Origin of the sequence: Kosakonia sp. 1610, from assembly GCF_050435845.1 — a bacterium.
Lineage (GTDB): Bacteria > Pseudomonadota > Gammaproteobacteria > Enterobacterales > Enterobacteriaceae > Kosakonia > Kosakonia cowanii.
The window spans coordinates 80,048-102,032 of sequence record NZ_JBNDKZ010000003.1 but is presented as its reverse complement, the minus strand read 5'-3'; the positions used below and the strand labels follow the sequence as shown (position 1 = coordinate 102,032).

Here is a 21,985-nt window from a genome sequence, read left to right as displayed (position 1 = left end):
TAGAGCCGCCCTGCGGCTCTTTTTTTATGGCTTGCGGTTAGCAATGCGCTTCTTACCGGCAAAGAGCCAGCCCGCGCCCAGCACCACGAACCACAGCGGTGTGACGATCAGCGCCTGACGGGTGTCCGCTTCAAGGGTCAGCAGCACCAGCACAAACAGGAAGAACGCCATGCACACCCAGCACATCACTTTGCCGAGCGGCATCTTGTAGATCGATTTTTCGTGCAGCTGCGGGCGCTGTTTACGGTAGACCAGGTACGAGCAGAGAATAATGGTCCAGACGAACATAAACAGGATCGCCGACACGGTGGTGATCATGGTGAACGCCGCAATCGCGCTCGGGTTGACATAGAGCATCACCACACCGCCCAGCAGGCAGATGCAGGAGAAGGTGAGCCCTTTCGCCGGTACCGCGCGTTTAGAGAGCTTAGCGAACGCTTTCGGGGCCACGCCATCCTGCGCCAGGCCAAACAGCATACGGCTGGTGGAGAAGACGCCGCTGTTGGCGGAAGAGGCGGCAGAAGTCAGCACCACAAAGTTGATGATGCTCGCCGCCGCCGGAATGCCGACCAGCACGAACAGCTCAACAAACGGGCTCTTATCCGCTACCACAGAACTCCACGGTGTGACCGACATAATGACGATCAGCGCGAAGACGTAGAACATGATGATACGAATCGGAATCGAGTTGATGGCGCGCGGCAGGGATTTCTCCGGATCTTTCGTCTCGGCGGCGGTCGTACCGACCAGCTCAATACCGACAAAAGCAAACACCGCTATCTGGAAACCAGCAAAGAAGCCGCTGATACCTTTCGGGAAAAAGCCCCCCTCATTCCAAAGGTGGCTGAAGGAGGCTTCAACGCCGGTCGGCGATTTGAAATGCATCAGCACCATACCGACGCCGACGATAATCAGCGCCACAATGGCGACGATTTTGATCATCGCGAACCAGAACTCCATCTCGCCGAACATTTTCACCGTCGCGAGGTTGAGGCTCAGCAGCACGACGACCACGGCCAGCGCGGCGATCCAGTCGGCAAGGCCGGGGTACCAGAATTGTGCATAGGCGGTAATGGCGACCACATCCGCCATGCCGGTGACCACCCAACAGAACCAGTAGGTCCAGCCGGTAAAGTACCCCGCCCACGGCCCGAGCAGGTCGGCGGCGAAGTCGCTAAAAGATTTATATTCGAGGTTGGAAAGCAGTAATTCGCCCATCGCACGCATAACGAAAAACAGCATAAAGCCGATGATCATATAAACGAAGATGATTGACGGACCGGCGAGGCTAATTGTTTTGCCGGAACCCATAAATAAACCGGTACCAATAGCACCGCCAATAGCAATTAGCTGAATATGCCGGTTCGTAAGATTACGCCGTAGCGACTGTTCAGCCGGAGCCGCATTATCAGCGTCGGCTTTAACTTGATCTACCATGTTGTTTTCCTGTCTGTGTTGTTGGGCTCTGCTGGCCTTTACGTGTCTGCTTCGTCCTTAATGGACGCATCGATATTAGGTAAGAATCGGCGGGATGAATACTCTGAATTAAATCGAATGTTAAATATTTGTTTAAAGTGAGTGTTATATCACCTGGCAAATGCGAAACAGCTCACAAAAATACACCTGATTGTGCGCTTTGCAAGATAATATATTGCTAATAGTTCTGTTTACCAACGATCCGCGAAGTCAGAAACCCTCTCCGTTATTAAAAGAGAGGGTTTCACGCTGGAGCTTACAGAATTTCCAGCAGTTCCACTTCAAACACCAGCGTGCTGAATGGCGGGATGGATGCGCCAGCGCCGCGCTCGCCGTAAGCGAGGTTGTGCGGAATGGTCAGTTCCCATTTGGAGCCAACCGGCATCAGCGTCAGGGCTTCGATCCAGCCTGCGATCACGCCGTTAACCGGGAATTCAGCCGGTTCGCCGCGTGCGACGGAGCTGTCGAATACGGTGCCGTCAATCAGCTTACCGGTGTAGTGCACGCGTACGCGGTCGGTGCGCGCCGGGATAGCGCCTTCGCCCTGGGTGATAACGCGGAATTGCAGACCGGATTCGGTGCTGTTAACGCCTTCGCGCTCGCGGTTTTCATCAAGGTATTTCACGCCTTCTGCCGCCATCTCTTCGAAACGGGAGCGACGAACCGCGTCAGCACGTTCGTGGATTTCACGCAGCGCGCGATGAACAACGTCTACCGGTACAGCAGGCTGTTTGCCCGCCAGCGCATCGGCAATACCCGCGACCAGCGCTTCCGGTAACAGCCCCTCTAACCCGGATTCGCTCAGCTGCTGTCCTACCTGCAAACCAATGCCGTAGCTGGCTTGCGCTTCGATCGTGTCAAAAGTTGGGGTGGTCATGGGTTTTCCTTCCATCGCTTTTTAAAGTAGCGCGCAGCATAACAGCCGCCCTGGGCCAGGCACAACTTTGTCACGGGAAAGATGACAAAAGGGCGCGAAAGGGAAAGAATGGTTCACGTTAGCAAAACCCTGCATTGTGGTGACAAAATAGTAGTTTGTACGGGCTTTCATGCGCTTAAACGCCGCGAACGCCAATGCAGGAAGATAAAGTGTATATACTCAACGAGACAGGATATTAAATGACGCGGAGCAGGAGGAGAGCCATGCCCGGGCGATTTGAACTGAAACCTACCCTTGCGAAGATCTGGCATGCCCCGGACAATCTTCGCCTGATGGACCCGCTCCCGCCCTTTCACCGTCGCGGCCTGATTCTGGCGGCGCTGCTGGTTATTATCGGCTTTCTGTTGCCGACAACGGATGAGAGCGTGCCGCAGCGCAGCGGTGAGGCACGCGATGCGCAGCTCGATCTGCAAAACTCGCCTAATGTCGCGCCGCCGCAGGTGGTCAACGATCCGCAACTCAACGCACCCAGCGCGGAAGCGTCGATGCAGCAGCAGGAGTCGATTGAGCAGCAGCCTTCCACTGAGCAGCAGCCCGCCGCAGAGCAGAACAGCCAGCCGCTGGCGACCAATAGCGGAATTGAGCAGCAGTGGCGCACCTACCGGGTGGGCGAAGGGAAAACTCTCGCGCAGCTCTTTCGCGATCACAATCTGCCGCCAACGGATGTCTACGCGATGGCGAAGGTTGAGGGCGACGGCAAGCCGCTCAGCAATCTGCAAAGCGGCCAGATGGTGAAGATCCGCCAGAATGCCAGCGGCGTGGTGACGGGCCTGACGATTGAGACCAGCGGCCAGCAGGTGCTCTTTACCCGCCAGCCGGACGGCAGCTTTATCCGCGCCCGCTAAACCTGATGCGCCGGGCAGCGATCACCCGGCGCGCTTATTGACCCACGCGATCCCCGTACAGACCAGCACCAGCGCAACAGCATATTTCCACTCCAGAATATTCTCGCCGAGGAAGATGGCCGACAGCACCGAGCCCGCCACCGGAATCACAAAATTAAAGGGCGCGATCATGCTGACGCGGTTCACTTTCAGCAGCGCGCTCCAGAGCGCGAAAGCGACAGAAGAGAGTAGCGTCAGGTAGGCGAGCACCGCGACCGCCGCCGCGCTATCCACCGCCAGCTTTCCGCCCGTAAGGTATCCGCCTGCCAGCAGCGCCAGACCGCCTATCGCCAGCTGCCAGCCGGTCATCACCGTCGGATCGACCGTTTGCGAGATACGCTTACCGTACAGCGTGGCGGCAGAGAGGATAAATGCCGCCAGAATGACAAAGCCGTCGCCCTGCCAGACAAAGCGGAAATCCGCCAGCCCGCCGTGGAAGTTCACCAGCATCACGCCCGCGAAGCCCAGCACGCAGCCGAGGGTTTTGTTGTAGCTCAGCTTGTCATTGTGATAGATGAAGTGCGCCAGCAGCACGCTGAAGAAGGTGCCGGTAGCATTCATGATCGATCCGTTCACCCCCGTCGTATAGGCAAGGCCAATATAAAAGAAGGTGTATTGCAGCGAGGTCTGGGTCAGCCCGAGCAGCGTCAGTTGTCCAAACTGCGAAGCGCTTAGCCTGGCGATGGGTTTACGCTGCGCCAGCGCAAACAGCAGCAGTAGCGCCCCGGCAAAGAGAAAACGGTACCCGGCGAACACCACTTTAGAGGGGATATCGTCCGTGGCGATATGGAACAGTTCATAACCGCTTTTGATCGCCGGGTAGGAGCTACCCCATAACAGACAGCACAGCGTGGCGCAGGCGTAAGCGATGTGACGACGGGCAAAAACGGGAGCGGGCAGAGGGGAGTCCATGGCTAATCTCAAAAATAAAATTGCGTTTCAATTTAGTATCTGAGAATGCGGCGCAAATAGCTACCGGGAAAGGCGGGAATTGTGGGCGGGGCAGAAAAGCAAAACGCCGGCACAAGGCCGGCGCTTCGTCTCTCGTTGTCGTTCACGTTGCAGAGGCGTTAGCGCCTGCAGACCCGAACAACTCAGAGCGCAGTGAAGAGTAAAAAATTACTCAGCAACTACGTTTACAGTCAGCTTAGCGAATACTTCGCTGTGAACCTGGAAGTCCACTTCGTGCTCACCGGTGGTACGCAGAACGCCGTTCGGCATACGAACTTCGCTCTTCGCCACTTTAACGCCAGCTGCAGTTACAGCGTCAGCGATATCGCGGGTACCGATGGAACCGAACAGTTTACCTTCGTCGCCTGCTTTAGACGCGATGGTAACGGTGCCCAGTGCATTGATTTGCTCAGCACGAGCGTTAGCAGCCGCCAGAACGTCAGCCAGTTTGGCTTCCAGCTCAGCGCGACGTGCTTCGAAATACTCAACGTTTTTCTTGGTAGCCGGAACAGCTTTACCCTGCGGTACCAGGAAGTTACGAGCGTAGCCCGCTTTAACGTTAACCTGATCACCCAGGCTACCCAGGTTTGCTACTTTATCAAGCAGAATAACTTGCATTACCTTATCCTCTCAAAGTCGTATTAATGGACCGTGACCGATTACTGATGACGATCAGTGTACGGCAGCAGGGACAGGTAGCGAGCGCGTTTGATAGCGCGTGCCAGCTGACGCTGATATTTTGCACGGGTACCGGTGATACGGCTCGGGACAATCTTACCGCTTTCGGTGATGTAGTTTTTCAGCGTAGCGATATCTTTGTAATCAATCTCAACAACGCCTTCCGCGGTGAAACGGCAGAACTTGCGACGACGGAAATAACGTGCCATTTGGCTAGTCTCCAGAATCTATCAATTCAATCTGCTCGGCATGCAGAACCATTTTGCTCAGGCCGTTCTTTGCCTTGTGGCAACTGATGAACCCCTGAACGGTTACTGCGCTACCGACCGTTATACTGTGAGTAACGGCCTGGTTCTCCTGCCCGCTGATTATTACAGGCATTTGGCACCACGCCTGCCGGTGAAAACCGGCTTCCTCCTGCACAGAGCGGTGCTCAAGCACGAACTGGCAGTGTGGAATTCCTGACGGGCTGACCTTTCGCAGCGGCGTCCTGCACACGGTGCCGGACAACACCAGACGGTTGGTCATCAGGAATTACTCTTCAGAATCCCCAGCATCAGCATCATCTGCGGTTTCATTTGCGAAATCATCGCGACGCTCACGGCGCTCGTCTTTCGCTTTAACCATCGGAGATGCTTCGGTTACCGCGTTCTTAGTACGCATAACCATGCTACGGATAACGGCGTCGTTGAAGCGGAAGTTTGTTTCCAGCTCATCGATCGCTTCCTGCGGCGCTTCAACGTTCAGCAGAACGTAGTGTGCTTTGTGCAGTTTATTGATCGGGTAAGCCAGCTGACGGCGGCCCCAGTCTTCCAGACGGTGGATCGTACCTTCTGCTGCAGTGATTGCACCAGTGTAACGTTCGATCATGCCCGGAACCTGTTCGCTCTGGTCAGGATGGACCATAAAAACGATTTCGTAATGACGCATCGAATTGCTCCTTACGGATTATTCAGCCTCCTGTCTGGGTCAGCCGAGGCCCGGGGAGGCAAGGAACGTGTTAAAGGTCGGCTGAAAAATTGACGCGTCATAATACTGGCGTCACCCCAGGAACTCAAGGTGAATTGCACAATTAATTCGCACTAAGCGCCAAGAGAAGCCGCCACGGCGCATTACACTTAACCAGCGCACCTCATAACCTAAGGAGAAGAGATGTACAGGCGATAGTTCCCGAAGACGTACTGGAGCGTAACATCATGAAATACATCGCACTTTTACTAGCAACCCTGCTGCTTAGCGCCCAGGCTAGCGCAGCGATCGCCCCTCCCCCACCGCAAGCCCGCAATATGGATGACGTGCAGAGCTTAGGTGTTATCTATATTAATCATAACCTTACCGACGAAAGCGACGCCGAACCGGTGTTGGTTCGACGTCCGGATGCCGCCCCGCCGCTTAAAGATGACGGCTGAAGAAGCCGACCGTCGCCTCCAGCGCCTGCGGCGTAATACGATGAGCAACCCCCGCTTCCCACAGAGTGGTAAGCCTGGCGTCACGCTGTTCGTCGGCCAGCGCCTGCTGTAACCGGAAGGAGTCAGCTGCGGGCACGACATCATCCGCTTCGCCATGCCACAGCAATAGCGGGCGATCGGCGACTCTCTCCAGTTGGCCCGTCACTTCCCATTTCGCCAGCGGCGCGAGAATAGCGTCGAACGTCTCCTGCTGCGCGGCGTTGGTGACCTCTAGCGGCGGGAACAGCGTGCGGGCAAGCGAGGTGAAGTAGCCCGATCCCATCAGGCTGGCGACGCAGCGCACCTCCGGATGACGAGTCATAATGCCCAGCGCCGTCATGCCGCCCATGGATGCGCCGCCCACCGCCAGCCGGTTATCTTCAATCAGGTTGCGCTGGTGCAACGCATCGCGCAGCGCGGCAAACTCTTCAAGGTTGCCCAGCAGGATTTGCCAGAACTGACGCAAGCGGCGCTCAGCATTGCCGCTAAAGCGCGCGCCATGATCGGGCGCGTCGGGCATGATCACGCGAAAACCCGCCTGCGCCAGCGCAACGGCGAAGTAGCTGTAAACCAGCTTTGATGAGGTGAAGCCGTGATAGAACACGACGCAGGGGAGCGGCTGTTGCCCTTTTCCGGCGGGGAAGGCGTGCAGCGCCTCATTACCGGCAAAGTGGTCTGTCTGAATTTCAATCATTTTACCCTCCGTGATCTATAGTGCAGATATGCCACTCGCAGCGCGCTGGCGCAAGCCAGATTCCGCATAAGCATTGCGCATGATGAGAGCCAGATTACGCTTTCAAAACACTTTCATTCGAAATCAGTGCTCAAGCTAACACTTCGGGAATATCACCCCCAAAGTGAAACCCATCAGGAACTACACTATGGCTATCAGTAGAGATAAGAAACCGATGCGCGCCCTGCTGCCGCTGCTGTTTGCCTTGCTTGTCAGCGGCTGTGCCGCGCTGCAAGGCAAACCGCAACCTGCGCCGCCGGCCACGGAAACGCCGCAAGAGATTAGTCGAAATCAGACGCAGGGATTGCGGGAGATCGGGGCGGTTAACGTCACGGTGATGGGCTCGCCCATGGATGTCGAAACAGCGCTCAAAGCCAAAGCCTCCGAGGCGAAAGCAGACTATTACGTCATCATCATGATGGATGACAGCGTATTCCCCGGCCGTTGGTATGGCCGCGCCCTGCTTTATCGATCGTAGCGAGGTATTGATTTTAAGGACTTTTACACTGCTTTGCGTCCATTGATGTTCTTCTGTGCACTATTGGGTTCTGACTTCTCTTGTGCGTAAGGAAGCCCCGATCCGACTCGGGGTAGCGAAAAATGGAGCTGACGACAATGAAACAATCTCTCGCCTTAAACTCGCTGTTACTCTCTGCCGGTATGCTGCACACCACCGCGCAGTCCGCCGAGTTCGCCTGCGCCGACCGCGTAACGGGGCTTAACGAAATTGGCCTTATCTCGGTCGATAACGTCGCTGGCAGCCAGCAAGATGTTGAGCGTGTTATTGCCCTGAAAGCGGATGAACAGGGTGCATCCTGGTATCGCATTATTCGCATGCAGGAGGCGATGCAGGTTGATTCATGGCAGGTGCAGGCGATTCTCTACGCCTGAGTGTCGTCAATAAAAGCCACCAAATCAGGGCGTTTCTTTATGCCCCTACTTTCTTTAAGATTATGTTATTCGGGTGATACATCCGTGTAACACATTGTTACAAATCTACGCTAAATGTTGTCCGCTCCCTGCCGTTAAGGAGGCTCACACATACAAAAACGGACACATTATGAGCGCCCTCTTTCGTCGTGCCAGCCTTGGTGCAAAGCTCTCTTTGCTGACTGGTGCAAGCGTTGCGACGCTATTTCTCTTATTTACCTTTCTGATGAGCAACAACGCCAGCCAACAGCTGGAAACGCTGGCTATGGAAGATCTGCACAGCCAGTCCACCGGCGTGGTCGACATGGTAGAGATGTTCAACAGCAGCCTCACTGAAGAAGTTGAAAGCTACACCCGCTTGTTCGGCAGTTTCCTGCCGCAGCCGCTTGCCATTGATCCGCAGCAGCGCCGCGAGATTAACGGCATCGACGTTCCACTGCTGAAAGCTGGTGACGTTGAACTGCACAACAACAACGCCATTCCCGATGATTTCCTTAACCGCACCGGCGCGATTGCCACCCTCTTCGTGCGCAGCGGCAACGAATTTGTGCGTGTTGCCACGTCTCTGCGTAAAGAGAATGGCGATCGCGCGATCGGCACCAAGCTCGATCCCGCCGGCCCGGCGTTTGCACAGGTGATGAAAGGTGAGGTCTATCGCGGCCTCGCGCTGCTGTTCGGCAAGCGCTATATCACCCAGTACCAACCGGTAAAAGATGCCAGCGGCAACACCATCGCCATTCTGTTTGTCGGCGTCGATATCACCCGCTCCTGGCAGGTGATGCGTGGCAAAATCCTCGGACGCAAACTGGGCGAGAGCGGGCATTTCTTCGTGATTGACCGCAATCCGGGGAAAAACCTCGGCAACTACCTGTTCCACGGTGACCAGGAAGGCAAACGTCCGCAGTGGAGCGAAAGCGATCTGCAGGCGGTGCTGAACAACGAGAGCGGCACGCTGACACAGCAGAGCGCCGATGGCCGCACGCTGCTGCTCTCCTACACTGCGCTGCCCGGCTGGAACTGGGCGGTCGTGGGTGAAGTGGATAAAGCCACGCTGCTGCACGATGTAAACGCGATGCGTAACCAGTTCCTGCTGGCGGGCGTGATCGTCTCCCTGCTCTTCGCGACGATGTTTGTGGTGATTATTCGCCGCTGGCTGTCGCGCCCGCTGCGTAGCGTGATCGATCTGGCACAGCAGTATGCCGCAGGCGATCTGCGCGCCACGCTGGCAGTGGATCGTCAGGATGAAGTGGGAGAGCTGATCGCCGCGATCAATGGCATCGGCGATGGGCTGCATAAAATTGTGCTGCAGGTGCGTGAATCGGCCGCCGAGATCAACCTCGGCACCAATGCGCTGGCCGCCGACAGCAGCGAGATCAGCGATCAAATCAATAAGCAGGCCAGCAGCGTGGAAGAGACCTCCGCCAGCATGGAGCAGATTGCCGCCACCGTGCAGCAAAACGCCGCCAATATGGAGCAGACTCAGCACCTGGTGAATGAAACCACCGACGCGGTGAAAAAAGGCGGCCAGACCGTCGAACACTCCGTCGAGACAATGGAAGATATTCGCGCCGCTTCACAGCGTATCGCCGATATTACCCATGTGATCGAGTCAATTGCCTTCCAGACTAACATCCTCGCGCTTAACGCAGCGGTGGAAGCGGCGCGCGCAGGCGAGCATGGCAAAGGCTTTGCCGTTGTTGCCCAGGAAGTACGCGCGCTGGCGGCACGCAGTGCTAACGCAGTGAAAGAGATCGACGCACTGATTGGCGATACGCTGAAAAAAGTGGGCGAAGGTCACTCTCAGTCGGAAGCGACCCGCATTGCGATGCAGGCGATCATCAATCACATGAACAATATCAACCAGTTGGTTCATGAGATTAACCATGCGTCCCATGAACAGTCTGCCGGGATTAATCAGGTTAACCTGGCGATGACGCACATTGGCGATGCCACGCACATCAACGCCGGACGCGTGACCCAGAGTGAAGAGACCGCGCGTATTCTGCGTGAGAAAGGGGCACATCTGAGCGAGCTGGTCAGCCTGTTCCGTTTGAAAATGGATTAATGGGCTCCGCCCGTGGCGCGCAGCAGTAGGTCACTTTTGACCTGTTCATCAATCCGCGACGCGCCGCGGGTATCCAGCATCATCTGGCACCACGCCTGCGCTATCGGCGGCGATGCGTGCCGCAGCATTTGTGCACCGACGCCCAGTAGCCAAAGCTGCCGGGTAATCTCCCGCCCTTGCGCCTCGTCCGGCTTACGCAGCCGCGGCTGGAGCTGTCGCCAGGCGCGTTCGAAATGGCGATCCCGCCCTTTTACTGCTGCAAACTCCTCGCTTAGTAGCGCCAGCACGCCCGGCTGTTTGGCTAGCACGCGCAGCACATCCAGGCACATCACATTTCCCGAACCTTCCCAGATACTGTTGACCGGCACTTCGCGGTAGAGCCGCGGTAGTTCGCTCTCTTCGCAGTAACCGATACCGCCCAGCACCTCCATCGCTTCGGCGACGAACGGTATGCCGCTTTTACACACCGCAAACTTCGCCACCGGCGTAAAGAGCCGCGCCCATAACGCTTCCTGAGCATCCGCCCGGTTATCCCATGCGCGGGCGAGGCCAAAGATCATCGCCGTTTGCCCCTCCAGTTGCAGTGCCATGCGGCTGAGCACGTCGCGCATTAAGGGCTGATCGACGAGATTTTTGCCAAATGCCTGGCGATGATGGGCATGATAGAGCGCCACGGAAAAGGCGCGGCGCATCAGGCCGTGGCTGCCGAGGGCGCAGTCAAAGCGCGTCAGCCCGCCCATTTTGAGGATCTGGCGCACGCCGTCCCCCTCTTCGCCAAGCAGCCAGCCGCAGGCGTCGACAAACTCCGCTTCGCTGCTGGCGTTCGAACGGTTGCCGAGCTTCTCTTTGAGCCGCTCGAGGCGCACGCCGTTACGCTCACCGTCCGGTAGAAAGCGCGGCACAAAGAAGCAGGAGAGCCCGCCCGGCGTCTGCGCCAGCACTAAGTGCGCATCGCTTTGCGGCACCGAAAAGAACCACTTATGCCCCACCAGCCGATAGTGATCGCCGCTCCTCTCCGCCCGCGTGGTGTTACTCAACACATCGGAGCCGCCCTGTTTCTCTGTCATCCCCATGCCGATAAGCAGCCCGCGCTTCTCCCCGCCCGGCAGCAGATGGGGATCGTAGCGATCGCTGAGCAGCGGTTGCTGCCAGCCTGCAAAAGCAGCGGGAAGTGCCTGCTGTAATAATGGCGTGGCGGCAAAGGTCATGGTGATGGGGCACAGCGTGCCGGACTCCACCTGCGCATGCAGCACGAAACGGGCGCTGCGCGCGACAAACGATCCGGCGCGCGCCTGCTCTTCCCACGCCAGGTTATGCACGCGGTTGCTGCACAGTCCCTGCATCAAAAGGTGCCAGGCCGGGTGGAAGCGCACATCATCCAGCCGCTCGCCGGTGCTGCTGTAGCGCAGCAGTTCCGGCGGATTGGCATTCGCCAGCCGACCGAGTTCAAGGGATTCTGCCGTGCCGAGTTGCTGGCCAATGCTGGCGAGCAGTTCCGCGTCCCACGCCGCGCCCTCGCGCATCACTGCGTCGTAGAGCGGGCGGTCAGACAGAAACAGGTTGCTGTTATGCAGGGGAATGGGTTGGTTAAAAACGGTGTGCGTTTGCCAGCGCATGCTATCGCCCTCCTTCAATGGCCACGCCGCTAAGTATGGACAGCCCGCGCTGGCGCTGCATGGGAGGGGGGTCACACAGCGGTAATATCATTGCGATCAATCGTGAAACGGCTCACATTATTCAGGAATAATATATTTCTCTGCGAACATTCTAATGAATAATTTATTCTCACCTTTACAACGAGAATCATTATGCATTCACCTCACCCTGCGCCAGATGCGCACAAGCGTGCGCTTATTGCCGGCTCGATTGGCAACTTTATCGAGTGGTACGAATTCGCGGTGTATGGTTTTCTCGCCACCGTGATTGCGAAAAACTTCTTTCAGCTGGCGGGCGACACGGGGTTGACCAGCCTGATCCTCACTTACGCCTCGTTTGCTATCGCCTTTTTCTTTCGCCCGCTGGGCGCGGTGCTGTTTGGGCGCATTGGCGATCGTCTCGGTCGTAAACCGACGCTGATTATCGTGCTGGTGCTGATGACGCTGGCGACCGCCGCTATCGGTATGGTGCCGGTCTATGCCTCGATTGGCATTGCCGCACCGCTGATCATTACCGGGCTGCGCATTTTGCAGGGGCTTTTTGCCGGCGGTGAGTATGGCGGCGCGGTGTCGCTGATGACCGAGTTCGCCCCGCGCGGTAAACGCGGGCTGTATGGCGCCTGGCAATCCTTTACCGTTGCGCTGGGGCTGCTCAGCGGCGCGGGCGTGGTGGCGCTGCTCTCGACGATCCTCACGCCGGAAGCACTGCACGAGTGGGGCTGGCGCATCCCCTTCTTCCTCGCCCTGCCGATGGGCGTGGTCGCGCTGTGGCTGCGGGTGAGCATGGAGGAGACGCCAAGCTTTGTGCAGCAGCAGGAGAAACCGGTCGCCCAGCAGGCCAATCGTGCCACGACGCTGAAAGCGATTTTTATGGGTATCGGCCGGGTGATGGTGTGGTCCGCCGCCGGGTACACCTATCTGGTGATTATGCCGACCTACCTGCAATCGGCGCTGCATACCGGCTTTAACCAGGCGCTGCTGATTGCGGTGATCTCCAATGTCGGCTTTGCGCTGACCATTATTCCTGCCGGGATAGCGAGTGACCGTTATGGCCGCCGCACGGTGATGGTGACGGCGACCATCTTGCTGCTGATCCTCGCGCTGCCGCTGCTCAAAATCTTGCAGGCAGAGTCGAGCACGCTGGCGGTGAAGGCGGTAGTAGTGCTGATTGCGGGCGGTCTGGTAGGTGTGCTGGCAGGCCCCGGCCCGGCGATGCTGTCGGAGATGTTTCCAACGCGCGTGCGCTACACCGGCCTGGGCGTGGCCTATTCGCTCTCAAATGCGCTCTTTTCGGGCTGTGCGGGGTTGATTATTACTGGGCTGATTAAGCAGACCGGTAACCTGGATATTCCGGCCTATTACGTGATGGCAACAGCAGTGGTGAGTATTGCGGCGCTGATGACGCTCAATAAAGATGACCATCTGCGGTCGCTTGAGGAGTAACGGTGGCGGTTGCGTAGGCCGGATAAGCAAGGCGCCATCCGGCATTACGTGCACTTAACTAACTACGCTGACGCACCGCTTCAAACAGGCAGATACCGGTCGCGACCGAAACGTTCAGCGAGGAGACGCTGCCCGCCATCGGAATGCTGATCAGCTCATCGCAGTGCTCGCGGGTCAGACGGCGCATGCCTTCGCCTTCCGCGCCCATCACCAACGCCATCGGGCCGGTCATTTTGCTCTGGAACAGGGTGTGATCCGCTTCGCCCGCGGTGCCGACGATCCAGATACTCTCTTCCTGTAACAGACGCATGGTGCGCGCCAGGTTGGTCACACGGATCAGCGGTACGTTCTCCGCCGCGCCGCAGGCCACTTTTTTCGCCGTGGCGTTCAGCTGCGCCGATTTATCCTTCGGCACGATCACCGCATGGACGCCCGCCGCATCGGCGCTACGTAAACAGGCTCCAAGGTTATGGGGATCCGTAACGCCATCGAGGATCAAAAAGAAGGGTTGATCGAGGCTGGCGATTAGATCCGGCAGATCGTTTTCCTGATACTGACGGCCAGGCTTAACGCGTGCAATGATCCCCTGGTGCACCGCGCCTTCGCTCTTCTCATCCAGATACTGGCGGTTCGCCACCTGGATCACCACGCCCTGCGCTTCCAGCGCGTGGATCAGCGGCATAAGACGTTTATCTTCGCGGCCTTTCAGAATAAAGACTTCCTGAAAACGCTCCGGGGCGCGCTCCAGCAGGGCCTGCACCGCATGGATGCCGTAAATCATTTCACTCATTGATGGTACTCATTTGGGGCGGTTTGCGCCGGGTTGTTAGGGCCGTGATAGATATCACCGGCGCCCATTATAACTAACCCACGCCTCAGGTCGAACTTAACCCGCCGCACGAGGCGGCAGGTTTATCTAAACCCCGGGCAATGCGCGTTAAAAACTCTCCCAGCTTGTCTCTGCCAGCGCCGGTTTAAGCGCGGCGGGCTTGCTTGCCGCTGGCTTTTTCGCGGCCTGCGCTTTATGGCCGGAGAGGGTAAAGATGGAGATAGTCTGCTCCAGCTCGCGCGCCTGCTCTTCGAGGGAGCTTGCCGCCGCAGAGGACTCCTCCACCAGCGCGGCGTTCTGCTGGGTGGTGGTATCCATCTCTGCCATCGCCTGACCAATCTGCGAGATGCCGCGGCTCTGCTCTTCAGACGCGCCGGCAATCTCATTCATGATATTGCGGACCTGGGCCACAGAGGTGACGATCCCCTCCATCGCTTCACCGGCACCCGCCACCAGCTTAGAACCATTCTCCACCTGGCTGCCCGCTTCGTGGATGAGAGCTTCAATCTCTTTCGCCGCCGTGGCGCTGCGCTGCGCCAGCGTTCTCACCTCGCCGGCGACCACGGCAAACCCGCGTCCCTGTTCGCCCGCACGCGCCGCTTCTACTGCGGCGTTAAGCGCGAGGATATTGGTCTGGAAAGCGATGCTGTTAATAACGTTGATGATGTCGCCAATTTTGTGTGAGCTGGCGCGGATCCCCTCCATCGTGGTGACCACTTCACCAACGATCTTGCCGCCGCGATCGGCGCTGGAAGAGGCCTCTGCCGCCAGTTTGCTGGCGTGGCTGGCGTTTTCCGCATTCTGTTTCACCGTCGAGGTCAGCTCTTCCATGCTGGCGGCAGTTTCCACTACCGCAGCGGACTGCTGCTCGGTACGCGAAGAGAGATCGATATTGCCGGCGGCAATCTCCGCCGAGGCGCGCGACACGCTCTCCACGCCGCTACGCACACGAGAGATCACCTCTTTCAGGTTCTCATTCATCACGGAAACGGCCTGCAGCAGCAGCCCCGGCTCATCGCGACGTTGGGTTGAGATGGACATGGTGAGATCGCCCTGCGAAATGCGCTCGGCGATGTGCAGCGTTTCACGCAGCGGACGGGTAATGTTGCGGGTGATGCGCCAGGCAATCAGCAGCGCAATCGCAATGCCTACTGCGGCTGCAAGCAGCATGATAGTCATCGCATGAGACATGGTTTCCTTCACCTGCGCCTGCTGCCAGACGAAGAAATTCTCAACGGATTCGTTTAACTGGGTGGCGGTGCCGGTCAGGGTTTTAGATTGCGTTGCCTGATTGGCAAACGTAGTAACGAACTGGTCAATATTCCCCTGCAGGCTGGCAAGCTCGGTGGTCAAGGCGGCATTTAAAGAGGCGAGTTCTCCGCCCTGCCCGGCCAGCGCTTTACCATATTCCGCGCTTTGCTGAAGCGCGGTGCTGAGACGGGCGGCGGTATCAGCGCTGCCGGAGTCAATCAGCTCTTCAATTAACAGCGCCGACTGCTGCAACCTGGCTTCAAGGCGCACGGCCACCAGCGCGCTTTCAGGTGGCAGGCTATCGCTGACGCTCAGTGAGGCGGCCTGCTGGGCGATATCTTCAATCTTTGCGCTGCGCAACGCGGCGGCCAGTTCATTACGGCGCTGTATTGATGAGACAAAGACGCTCCTTTGTGCCATATAGGTTTCGGTTTGCTGTTGCAGGCTGTCAATTTTTGCCTGCCCTTCCTGGCTCCAGGAAAAGGTATCCAGGGTTTTCGCCAGCTCGATAATTTGTTGTAAAGCCTTGAGGTTTTTATCAGCGTTTTCTGCCGAGCCGGTATATTGATAAAGGGTGCGGTTAAGACGCGCGGTACTGAGTGTATTTACCATCTGCACGGTAACCGCTTCTTTGTCCGCATTTTCTTCAACTTTTTTAAAGCCAATAAGACCTGTTGCAACGGTAATCATCATAATAATAAGCACGATAATAAAACTGGAGGTCAGTTTTTTGCCGACGCTTAGGTTATTCGCGATGTTTCCTACAAAAGCGGTAACGGACATACGGTTCACCATAAAGTTAGATTGGGGGCGCTATTTCCAGTTATCGTCAGCCCTAAAATTTAACTTTATGATTTATTCTTCAGCTTATGCGTAAAGTACAGTATTCATGATCTAAATCACGTATTACTGCAACGCACGATAAATCCATTTCGGCATAAAATATTACCGCTTCGCTTAGGATATATCATATTTATTTAGCTTTTTAGCAGTAGCATTTTATTAGGGTGCTATTAATGTCGTTAAAAATAATTTTACACCACGCGGTTGCACGCTGGAGCAAGCGTGCTTTAGCGAAGCGGAGCAGCCCCTCAGCAATGGCCGATAGATAATGCAAACCTGTAAGCAAGCAGGGTTATAAAGTTCGTGACAGATATAATTATTTCAAAGAATGTAACTGCATATTAAGGTCAAAGAGAAATGATTATTATTAATTGCGATGGTAATACTTTTCACATTTGAATAGATGATTAAAAAAAGAACAACCAGGGAAAATATTCACTATTAATTGAGGCGGGGAATTAAACCAACGCTAAACCAGACGGGTAACCAGCATTGACTTCGTTAAATAATAGCCATAACGGGCATTAAATATCAGGCGTTACGCAATTTACATTTTGAGACCAGAGCAATTTTTCAGACAGCCGCTCACTTGATAAGTTCACTGCGAAATTATTGAGGAGTAACAAACGTGAAAAAATTATCCGTACTTTTATCTTTATCTCTGGTGATGGCATCGGGTTCAGCCCTGGCAATGGGTTTTACCGCAGAACAAAGTAAGAACTACACCAATCTCAATGCTGAATTAGGTAAAAGCTCAGACGGCTTATATGCCGAGAGCAACTGGGTAAAAAACACCAAAGATGGCGCGCAGCTGGGCAGCCTGGGCGTAGGTTATAACTTTGGCCTCGGCCCGTTGACCCTCTCTGCCGGCACAAAAGCGGTCTACCTCGGGCCGAAAAAAGGCGATAACGGCGTGGCCTTCCCGATTGGCGGCGGCATCGACTGGGCGCTGACGGACAGCATTCATCTCTATGGCGAAGGCTACTCTGCACCGGAAGGTCTGACCAACAGCGTGAAAAACTACGTCGAAGCGAATGGCGGCATTAAGTGGACACCTATCACCCCGCTTACGCTTAAAGCCGGTTACCGCCACGCAAGCGTCGATGGCAAAGATGGTCGTCCGGGCCACACCATTATCGATGGAGCCTATTTAGGCGCTGGCGTCACCTTCTGATATCTCGCACAGCGGGGAGCGCACGTCTCCCCGATTCCCCCGCCTTAACATTGGCATGCAGGCAGGATCGATCCTCTACTGCGCCTCTCCTTCCAGTAGCAAAGACATAACCCCGCGAGCCAGGCATTACCGCATAAAGATTATGTTTTACAGAGTCATATTCGTTCGAATAATAACTTCTCCTGACCATCATATTTGTTACTATTTCGCTGTTCTTTATATCCGTTCAGGGCAACCAACCTATGGAATGAATAGATTATGAGTGAACAAAATCTTTCGACCAACAAGGCCGGGAACACGATCAATAAGCCTGTGTTTGCTACATCGGCGTTATTAATCGTGCTCCTTGTGGCTTTTGCCTCGCTTTTTCCCGAGCTCGCCGACAGCAAATTCAAGCTGTTACAGCAGGAGCTTTTCACCAATGCCAGCTGGTTTTATATCCTTGCCGTCGCGCTGATCCTGCTGAGCGTCACCTTCCTTGGGCTTTCGCGTTACGGTGATATAAAACTTGGCCCCGACCACGCACAGCCCGATTTCAGCTACCACTCCTGGTTCGCGATGCTCTTCTCGGCAGGGATGGGGATCGGCCTGATGTTCTTTGGTGTGGCCGAGCCGGTGATGCACTACTTATCGCCACCGGTGGGGACACCTGAAACCATTGAGGCCGCCAAGCAGGCGATGCGCCTCACCTTTTTCCACTGGGGTCTGCATGCCTGGGCCATCTACGCGATTGTCGCGTTGATCCTCGCCTTCTTCAGCTACCGTCACGGTTTACCGTTGACGCTGCGCTCCGCGCTCTACCCGATTATCGGCGATCGCATTTATGGGCCTTTGGGTCACGCCGTCGATATTTTCGCGGTGATTGGAACGGTCTTTGGCGTGGCGACCTCGCTGGGCTATGGCGTATTGCAGGTTAATGCTGGCCTGAATCACCTATTCGGCGTGCCGATTAATGAAACGGTACAGGTTATTTTGATCGTCGTGATCACCGGCCTTGCCACGATTTCCGTGGTATCAGGGCTCGATAAAGGGATCCGCATCCTCTCTGAGCTGAACCTCAGCCTGGCGCTGCTGCTGCTGGCGTTAGTGATGCTGCTGGGTCCGACGGTGCTGCTGCTTAAATCCTTTGTCGAGAATACCGGCGGATATCTCTCTGAACTGGTGAGTAAGACATTCAACCTTTACGCCTATGAGCCGAAGTCGAGCAACTGGCTGGGTGGCTGGACGCTGCTCTACTGGGGCTGGTGGCTCTCCTGGTCGCCGTTTGTCGGTATGTTTATCGCCCGCGTCTCCCGTGGCAGAACGATCCGCGAGTTTGTCACCGGCGTACTGTTTGTCCCGGCAGGTTTCACGCTGCTGTGGATGACGGTGTTTGGTAACAGCGCGATCCATCTCATCATGACCGAAGGCGCGCGCGACCTGGCTGACACCGTGCAGCAGGATGTCGCGCTGGCGCTGTTTAACTTCCTTGAGCATTTCCCCTTCTCCAGCATCCTGTCGTTTATCGCCATGGCGATGGTGATCGTCTTCTTTGTCACCTCTGCTGACTCTGGTGCCATGGTGGTGGATACTCTTGCCTCCGGCGGCTCAAGCCATACGCCGGTCTGGCAGCGCATCTTCTGGGCTGCGCTGATGGGCGTGGTGGCGATTGCGCTACTACTGGCGGGCGGGTTAAGCGCCCTGCAAACCGTGACCATTGCCAGTGCGCTGCCCTTCTCAGTGATCCTGCTGATCTCGATTTATGGGCTGTTAAAAGCGTTGCGCCGGGATCTCACTAAACGTGAGAGCCAAAGTATGGCGACCATCGCGCCGACTGCGGCGCGCAATCCGATTCCGTGGCAGCGGCGGTTACGCAATATTGCCTATCTGCCGAAACGCTCGCTGGTAAAACGCTTTATGGATGATGTTATCCAGCCGGCAATGACGCTGGTGCAGGATGAGCTGAATAAGCAGGGAACGCGCAGTACCATCAGCGACGCGGCGGACGATCGTATTCGCTTTGAAGTCGACCTCGGCGATGAGCTTAACTTTATCTATGGAGTGAGGCTGCGCGGGTATAACGCCCCAACCTTTGCGATTTCGGGCCTCGAGAGCGATGAACAACAGGCGGAGCAGCATAAGTACTACCGCGCGGAAATCTACCTCAAAGAGGGCGGGCAAAACTATGATGTGATGGGCTGGAACCAGGAGCAGTTGATCAACGATATTCTTGATCAATATGAAAAGCATCTACACTTCCTGCATCTGGTTCGTTAACCACGACAACACCGCCTGCGGGCGGTGTTTTTTCATCTGGTTATCAAAGCCTGACGCGCTTAATTTTGCCGAAATGACAACGAGTTAATGGAGACCCTGGATGGCCAATTTTTTTAAGAAGTTGTTTGGCGGCGGTAACGATAACGCGAAGGATGAAGCGCTTCGCGAACCCGAGCTGACCATTGCCCGCGCCAATAATGAGATGCAGCAGCGTACGCAGGCGGCAAGGGAGATGTGGGGGATCGACAGCGCCGAGTGGGGCGTCGATCTCGATGCCGGCACCATTACCTTTACCAATCATGAAAAGGGGTGGGTCATTACCGCGCCGGTTCAAGTGGTGGGCACCTATGACACGGAAGAGGGCTCCTGGCTATGGGGCTGGGATCACCCTTCCGTGCGCGAACCGCTTGGCGAATATGCCGCCTGCGTGCGCACGTTTGGCGAGCAGCATGGCCTTGAGGCCTTAACCACACGCCAGATTAGCGCTTCAACAGAAGATGCCTGGACATTTACCGCACTCGCCTGCCATCTTGGCGGCGGTCAGGGTGGATATAGCGGCCTCGCTGGCACGACCCGGGTATTTATGGTCTATGACAATGTGACTATTAATAAACAAGCGTAACGGTATGTTGCAGATCTGGAAAATAACCGTCACGGCAGCTTTTTTCCGGATCTCAGCATTAAGCAAAATCTCAATTCATGCTCAACTGTTATCAAATAAATAGAGCAGACTGTTATGGTTTTTAATAACTCCCCATAGCCACCCACCTGAGATAAAACCCATCTAATCCTTTGAAATACAGCATCTTTTAAACCACAATTTCTATGTGCGCTTATTATTAATAACGGAATAAAAAGCAGATAGTTCTCAAAAAAAAGAGAAAGCCCTAATATCTTTTATAATTAAATAAACAGTGATCAATTCACAACAGCGACTTATTATTTATTATACAAAGTGCTTTACCGCTTATAAGAAAACTTTTTTTAGCGACAATTCTTATAAGGCGATTTAAATATGCATCTTTATTCGCTCAGGGCGATTTTTTATTAATTAAAAGATGCAGGTTTGACTCAGCTGGAGATCTTTTCCAGAGAACGCTCACCAACGCAGGGGCGGCAGAAAAAGCAGAGCGCACTGAAAGAGTGAGAGCCTCGCTTCGCAGCCCCTTACAGGAGGAGACCATGAGCACCATTGATACCGAAAAAAAGGCAGGCGTGCTTATCGAGAAAGCTGTTAAACAGCTGCTGAACACGGATGAGGCAGTCTCTTTTCGCGCCGTGCTGGAAATACTCAATGACAAACGCAAACAGGCAGTAAACCGCGAAGGCATTGCCGCCTGCGACAGCGCTATTGATGAGATTCAGGCGATGATTGCCAAAACGACGAACGAACGTTCGCGTGCGCCGGTGAGCCGTAAGAACTTCCTTGCACAATGGAAGCCAGGCGCAGACGATAAGATCCATTAATAAAAAACGGCAGCCTCCGCTCACACGGAGGCTGCCGCGATAAATCCATTTACTTAGATATCATCCTGAGTGCGATGAACAATCATCTCCAGCGCGTTGCGCAGGATGTCGTTCTGGACAACATCGGATTCCGTTTCGAGACGGCTAATAAGGGCCAGAATCAGATCCTTATTGGTTACCACGGTTTTCACTGATTTCAGTGCAAAGGTCAGCTCGTCAATAATCTGTTTTTCGGCCTCAAAGGCATGAAGCTTGCTGTCTGTAGTCTCAAATGTCTTAAAAGTCGCGTTATTCATCATAAACTCGCTAGAAAAAGTGACGTGGCTATCCTTTGCAGTCAGCCCAGTATGTTGTACAGATTTCCCCACGAAACTTGTACAACACCGACAAGTTAGACGTGAAAACGTTAGCGCGCAATCTTTTTAAAGATATATCCTCTCGTTTTGATACCCTTCCCCCTGTTGAACCCTTGTAGAGCGCGCTCTGACACGGCTTTTCGAGGGGATGCAAACCTGCTTGGGAGAGAAGAAATGGGCTGCGATTACTCCGATTTTTATCAAGATGATGAAGGTATAACGACGGATTTAACCCTGCCCGCTTTTGGCGCGCAGGCGGTGCAATGCACTGCCCTGGAGTGCGATGTGGCGGATGACAATATAAGAGCGATGATTGATTTTCTTATTCATCAGCAACACGCCATTTTTGACACAGCGATTATCGCAGCGCAGAACTATACGGCGCGGATCTATTCCGCAACGCTCAGCGATCTGACGCTAATAAAGATCTATCTACTGTCGCAGGAAGAGAAGAGTTTCGGTTTACTCTTTTCGACGCAAATCGATCCAGAGCACGGCATCGGTATGAAATTCAAAGGATATGACTTAACGGAAATTGGTAGCGCCGAAACGGCTTTTCTCTGACGCATTATTTCGCGGAGCGTTACCGCCCTGCGCCCAATAAAGAAA

General features: G+C 55.2%; 22 protein-coding genes and 1 pseudogene. 11 read left to right on the top strand and 12 right to left on the bottom strand.

Annotated elements, in window-relative coordinates; genetic code table 11:
- Positions 1-24: 24 nt before the first annotated feature.
- Together cycA and fklB are read right to left on the bottom strand one after the other, a co-directional pair.
- Positions 25-1,437 (bottom strand): D-serine/D-alanine/glycine transporter, encoded by a 1,413-nt coding sequence (gene cycA, locus ABIC80_RS11125; protein ID WP_076768994.1) that lies wholly within the window; start codon positions 1,435-1,437, stop codon positions 25-27.
- Positions 1,438-1,732: 295 nt separating this feature from the next.
- Complete coding sequence (gene fklB, locus ABIC80_RS11120; RefSeq protein WP_054803029.1) at positions 1,733-2,353, bottom strand: FKBP-type peptidyl-prolyl cis-trans isomerase; 621 nt, start codon at positions 2,351-2,353, stop codon at positions 1,733-1,735.
- 263 nt (positions 2,354-2,616) lie between these two features.
- On the opposite strand from fklB, the gene ABIC80_RS11115 reads away from it, so the two are divergent.
- Positions 2,617-3,258: a LysM-like peptidoglycan-binding domain-containing protein gene (locus tag ABIC80_RS11115; protein WP_429177120.1), complete on the top strand. Its 642-nt coding sequence runs from the start codon at positions 2,617-2,619 to the stop codon at positions 3,256-3,258.
- Positions 3,259-3,279: 21 nt separating this feature from the next.
- Here the strand turns inward: ABIC80_RS11115 and ABIC80_RS11110 are convergent, their stop codons facing one another.
- The 5 genes from ABIC80_RS11110 to rpsF all read right to left on the bottom strand — a co-directional run bounded on the left by ABIC80_RS11110 (position 3,280) and on the right by rpsF (position 5,856).
- Complete coding sequence (locus ABIC80_RS11110; RefSeq protein WP_312605919.1) at positions 3,280-4,209, bottom strand: DMT family transporter; 930 nt, start codon at positions 4,207-4,209, stop codon at positions 3,280-3,282.
- Positions 4,210-4,416: 207 nt separating this feature from the next.
- The gene (gene rplI / locus ABIC80_RS11105) at positions 4,417-4,866 is read right to left on the bottom strand and encodes a 50S ribosomal protein L9 (RefSeq protein ID WP_042711846.1); all 450 of its coding nucleotides are present in this window, start codon (positions 4,864-4,866) and stop codon (positions 4,417-4,419) included.
- Between the two features lie 41 nt (positions 4,867-4,907).
- On the bottom strand, positions 4,908-5,135 hold the full coding sequence (gene rpsR / locus ABIC80_RS11100; protein ID WP_005974788.1) for a 30S ribosomal protein S18: 228 nt from the start codon (positions 5,133-5,135) through the stop codon (positions 4,908-4,910).
- A gap of 4 nt (positions 5,136-5,139) precedes the next feature.
- Entirely contained in the window at positions 5,140-5,454 is a 315-nt protein-coding gene (priB, locus tag ABIC80_RS11095; RefSeq protein ID WP_429177118.1) for a primosomal replication protein N, read from the bottom strand.
- Positions 5,455-5,460: 6 nt separating this feature from the next.
- Positions 5,461-5,856, bottom strand: a complete 396-nt coding sequence (gene rpsF, locus ABIC80_RS11090; protein ID WP_042711843.1) for a 30S ribosomal protein S6 — start codon at positions 5,854-5,856, stop codon at positions 5,461-5,463.
- Positions 5,857-6,122: 266 nt separating this feature from the next.
- Here rpsF and ABIC80_RS11085 point away from each other — a divergent pair.
- Positions 6,123-6,308, top strand: a pseudogene (locus tag ABIC80_RS11085) (hypothetical protein); the annotation flags it as partial.
- 10 nt (positions 6,309-6,318) lie between these two features.
- On the opposite strand, the gene yjfP reads toward ABIC80_RS11085, so the two are convergent.
- Positions 6,319-7,068, bottom strand: a complete 750-nt coding sequence (yjfP, locus tag ABIC80_RS11080; RefSeq protein ID WP_312278922.1) for an esterase — start codon at positions 7,066-7,068, stop codon at positions 6,319-6,321.
- A 214-nt stretch (positions 7,069-7,282) separates the two neighbouring features.
- Between yjfP and bsmA the strand changes: the two genes are divergently transcribed.
- From bsmA to ABIC80_RS11065, 3 genes are all read left to right on the top strand, one after another.
- Entirely contained in the window at positions 7,283-7,585 is a 303-nt protein-coding gene (gene bsmA, locus ABIC80_RS11075; RefSeq protein WP_233631512.1) for a biofilm peroxide resistance protein BsmA, read from the top strand.
- A gap of 122 nt (positions 7,586-7,707) precedes the next feature.
- Complete coding sequence (gene yjfN, locus ABIC80_RS11070; protein WP_042711837.1) at positions 7,708-7,998, top strand: DUF1471 family protease activator YjfN; 291 nt, start codon at positions 7,708-7,710, stop codon at positions 7,996-7,998.
- Between the two features lie 169 nt (positions 7,999-8,167).
- Positions 8,168-10,102, top strand: coding sequence for a methyl-accepting chemotaxis protein (locus ABIC80_RS11065; protein WP_429177115.1), 1,935 nt, complete (start codon positions 8,168-8,170; stop codon positions 10,100-10,102).
- Here ABIC80_RS11065 and ABIC80_RS11060 read toward each other — a convergent pair.
- Complete coding sequence (locus tag ABIC80_RS11060; protein WP_429177113.1) at positions 10,099-11,718, bottom strand: isovaleryl-CoA dehydrogenase; 1,620 nt, start codon at positions 11,716-11,718, stop codon at positions 10,099-10,101. The two genes, ABIC80_RS11065 and ABIC80_RS11060, sit on opposite strands and share 4 nt — an antisense overlap.
- A gap of 192 nt (positions 11,719-11,910) precedes the next feature.
- Between ABIC80_RS11060 and ABIC80_RS11055 the strand changes: the two genes are divergently transcribed.
- On the top strand, positions 11,911-13,200 hold the full coding sequence (locus tag ABIC80_RS11055; RefSeq protein WP_429177111.1) for an MFS transporter: 1,290 nt from the start codon (positions 11,911-11,913) through the stop codon (positions 13,198-13,200).
- Positions 13,201-13,258: 58 nt separating this feature from the next.
- Here ABIC80_RS11055 and rlmB read toward each other — a convergent pair whose 3' ends face one another.
- Positions 13,259-13,990, bottom strand: a complete 732-nt coding sequence (gene rlmB / locus ABIC80_RS11050; protein ID WP_042711831.1) for a 23S rRNA (guanosine(2251)-2'-O)-methyltransferase RlmB — start codon at positions 13,988-13,990, stop codon at positions 13,259-13,261.
- A 147-nt stretch (positions 13,991-14,137) separates the two neighbouring features.
- Positions 14,138-16,063, bottom strand: coding sequence for a methyl-accepting chemotaxis protein (locus tag ABIC80_RS11045; protein ID WP_429177108.1), 1,926 nt, complete (start codon positions 16,061-16,063; stop codon positions 14,138-14,140).
- Between the two features lie 688 nt (positions 16,064-16,751).
- Here ABIC80_RS11045 and ABIC80_RS11040 point away from each other — a divergent pair.
- The 4 genes from ABIC80_RS11040 (at position 16,752) to ABIC80_RS11025 (ending at position 21,020) form a co-directional block, all read left to right on the top strand.
- On the top strand, positions 16,752-17,297 hold the full coding sequence (locus ABIC80_RS11040) for a YfaZ family outer membrane protein (protein WP_023478513.1): 546 nt from the start codon (positions 16,752-16,754) through the stop codon (positions 17,295-17,297).
- Between the two features lie 258 nt (positions 17,298-17,555).
- Positions 17,556-19,553 carry a BCCT family transporter gene (locus ABIC80_RS11035; protein ID WP_429177106.1) on the top strand — a complete coding sequence of 666 codons (1,998 nt, stop codon included), beginning with the start codon at positions 17,556-17,558 and terminating at the stop codon, positions 19,551-19,553.
- A 100-nt stretch (positions 19,554-19,653) separates the two neighbouring features.
- Positions 19,654-20,175, top strand: coding sequence for a DUF6882 domain-containing protein (locus tag ABIC80_RS11030; protein WP_200134178.1), 522 nt, complete (start codon positions 19,654-19,656; stop codon positions 20,173-20,175).
- 560 nt (positions 20,176-20,735) lie between these two features.
- The gene (locus ABIC80_RS11025; protein ID WP_042711827.1) at positions 20,736-21,020 is read left to right on the top strand and encodes a hypothetical protein; all 285 of its coding nucleotides are present in this window, start codon (positions 20,736-20,738) and stop codon (positions 21,018-21,020) included.
- A gap of 53 nt (positions 21,021-21,073) precedes the next feature.
- On the opposite strand, the gene ABIC80_RS11020 is transcribed toward ABIC80_RS11025, so the two are convergent.
- Complete coding sequence (locus ABIC80_RS11020) at positions 21,074-21,319, bottom strand: biofilm development regulator YmgB/AriR family protein (protein WP_094192953.1); 246 nt, start codon at positions 21,317-21,319, stop codon at positions 21,074-21,076.
- A gap of 231 nt (positions 21,320-21,550) precedes the next feature.
- On the opposite strand from ABIC80_RS11020, the gene ABIC80_RS11015 reads away from it, so the two are divergent.
- Positions 21,551-21,940 carry a hypothetical protein gene (locus tag ABIC80_RS11015; RefSeq protein ID WP_429177104.1) on the top strand — a complete coding sequence of 130 codons (390 nt, stop codon included), beginning with the start codon at positions 21,551-21,553 and terminating at the stop codon, positions 21,938-21,940.
- Positions 21,941-21,985: the final 45 nt, after the last annotated feature.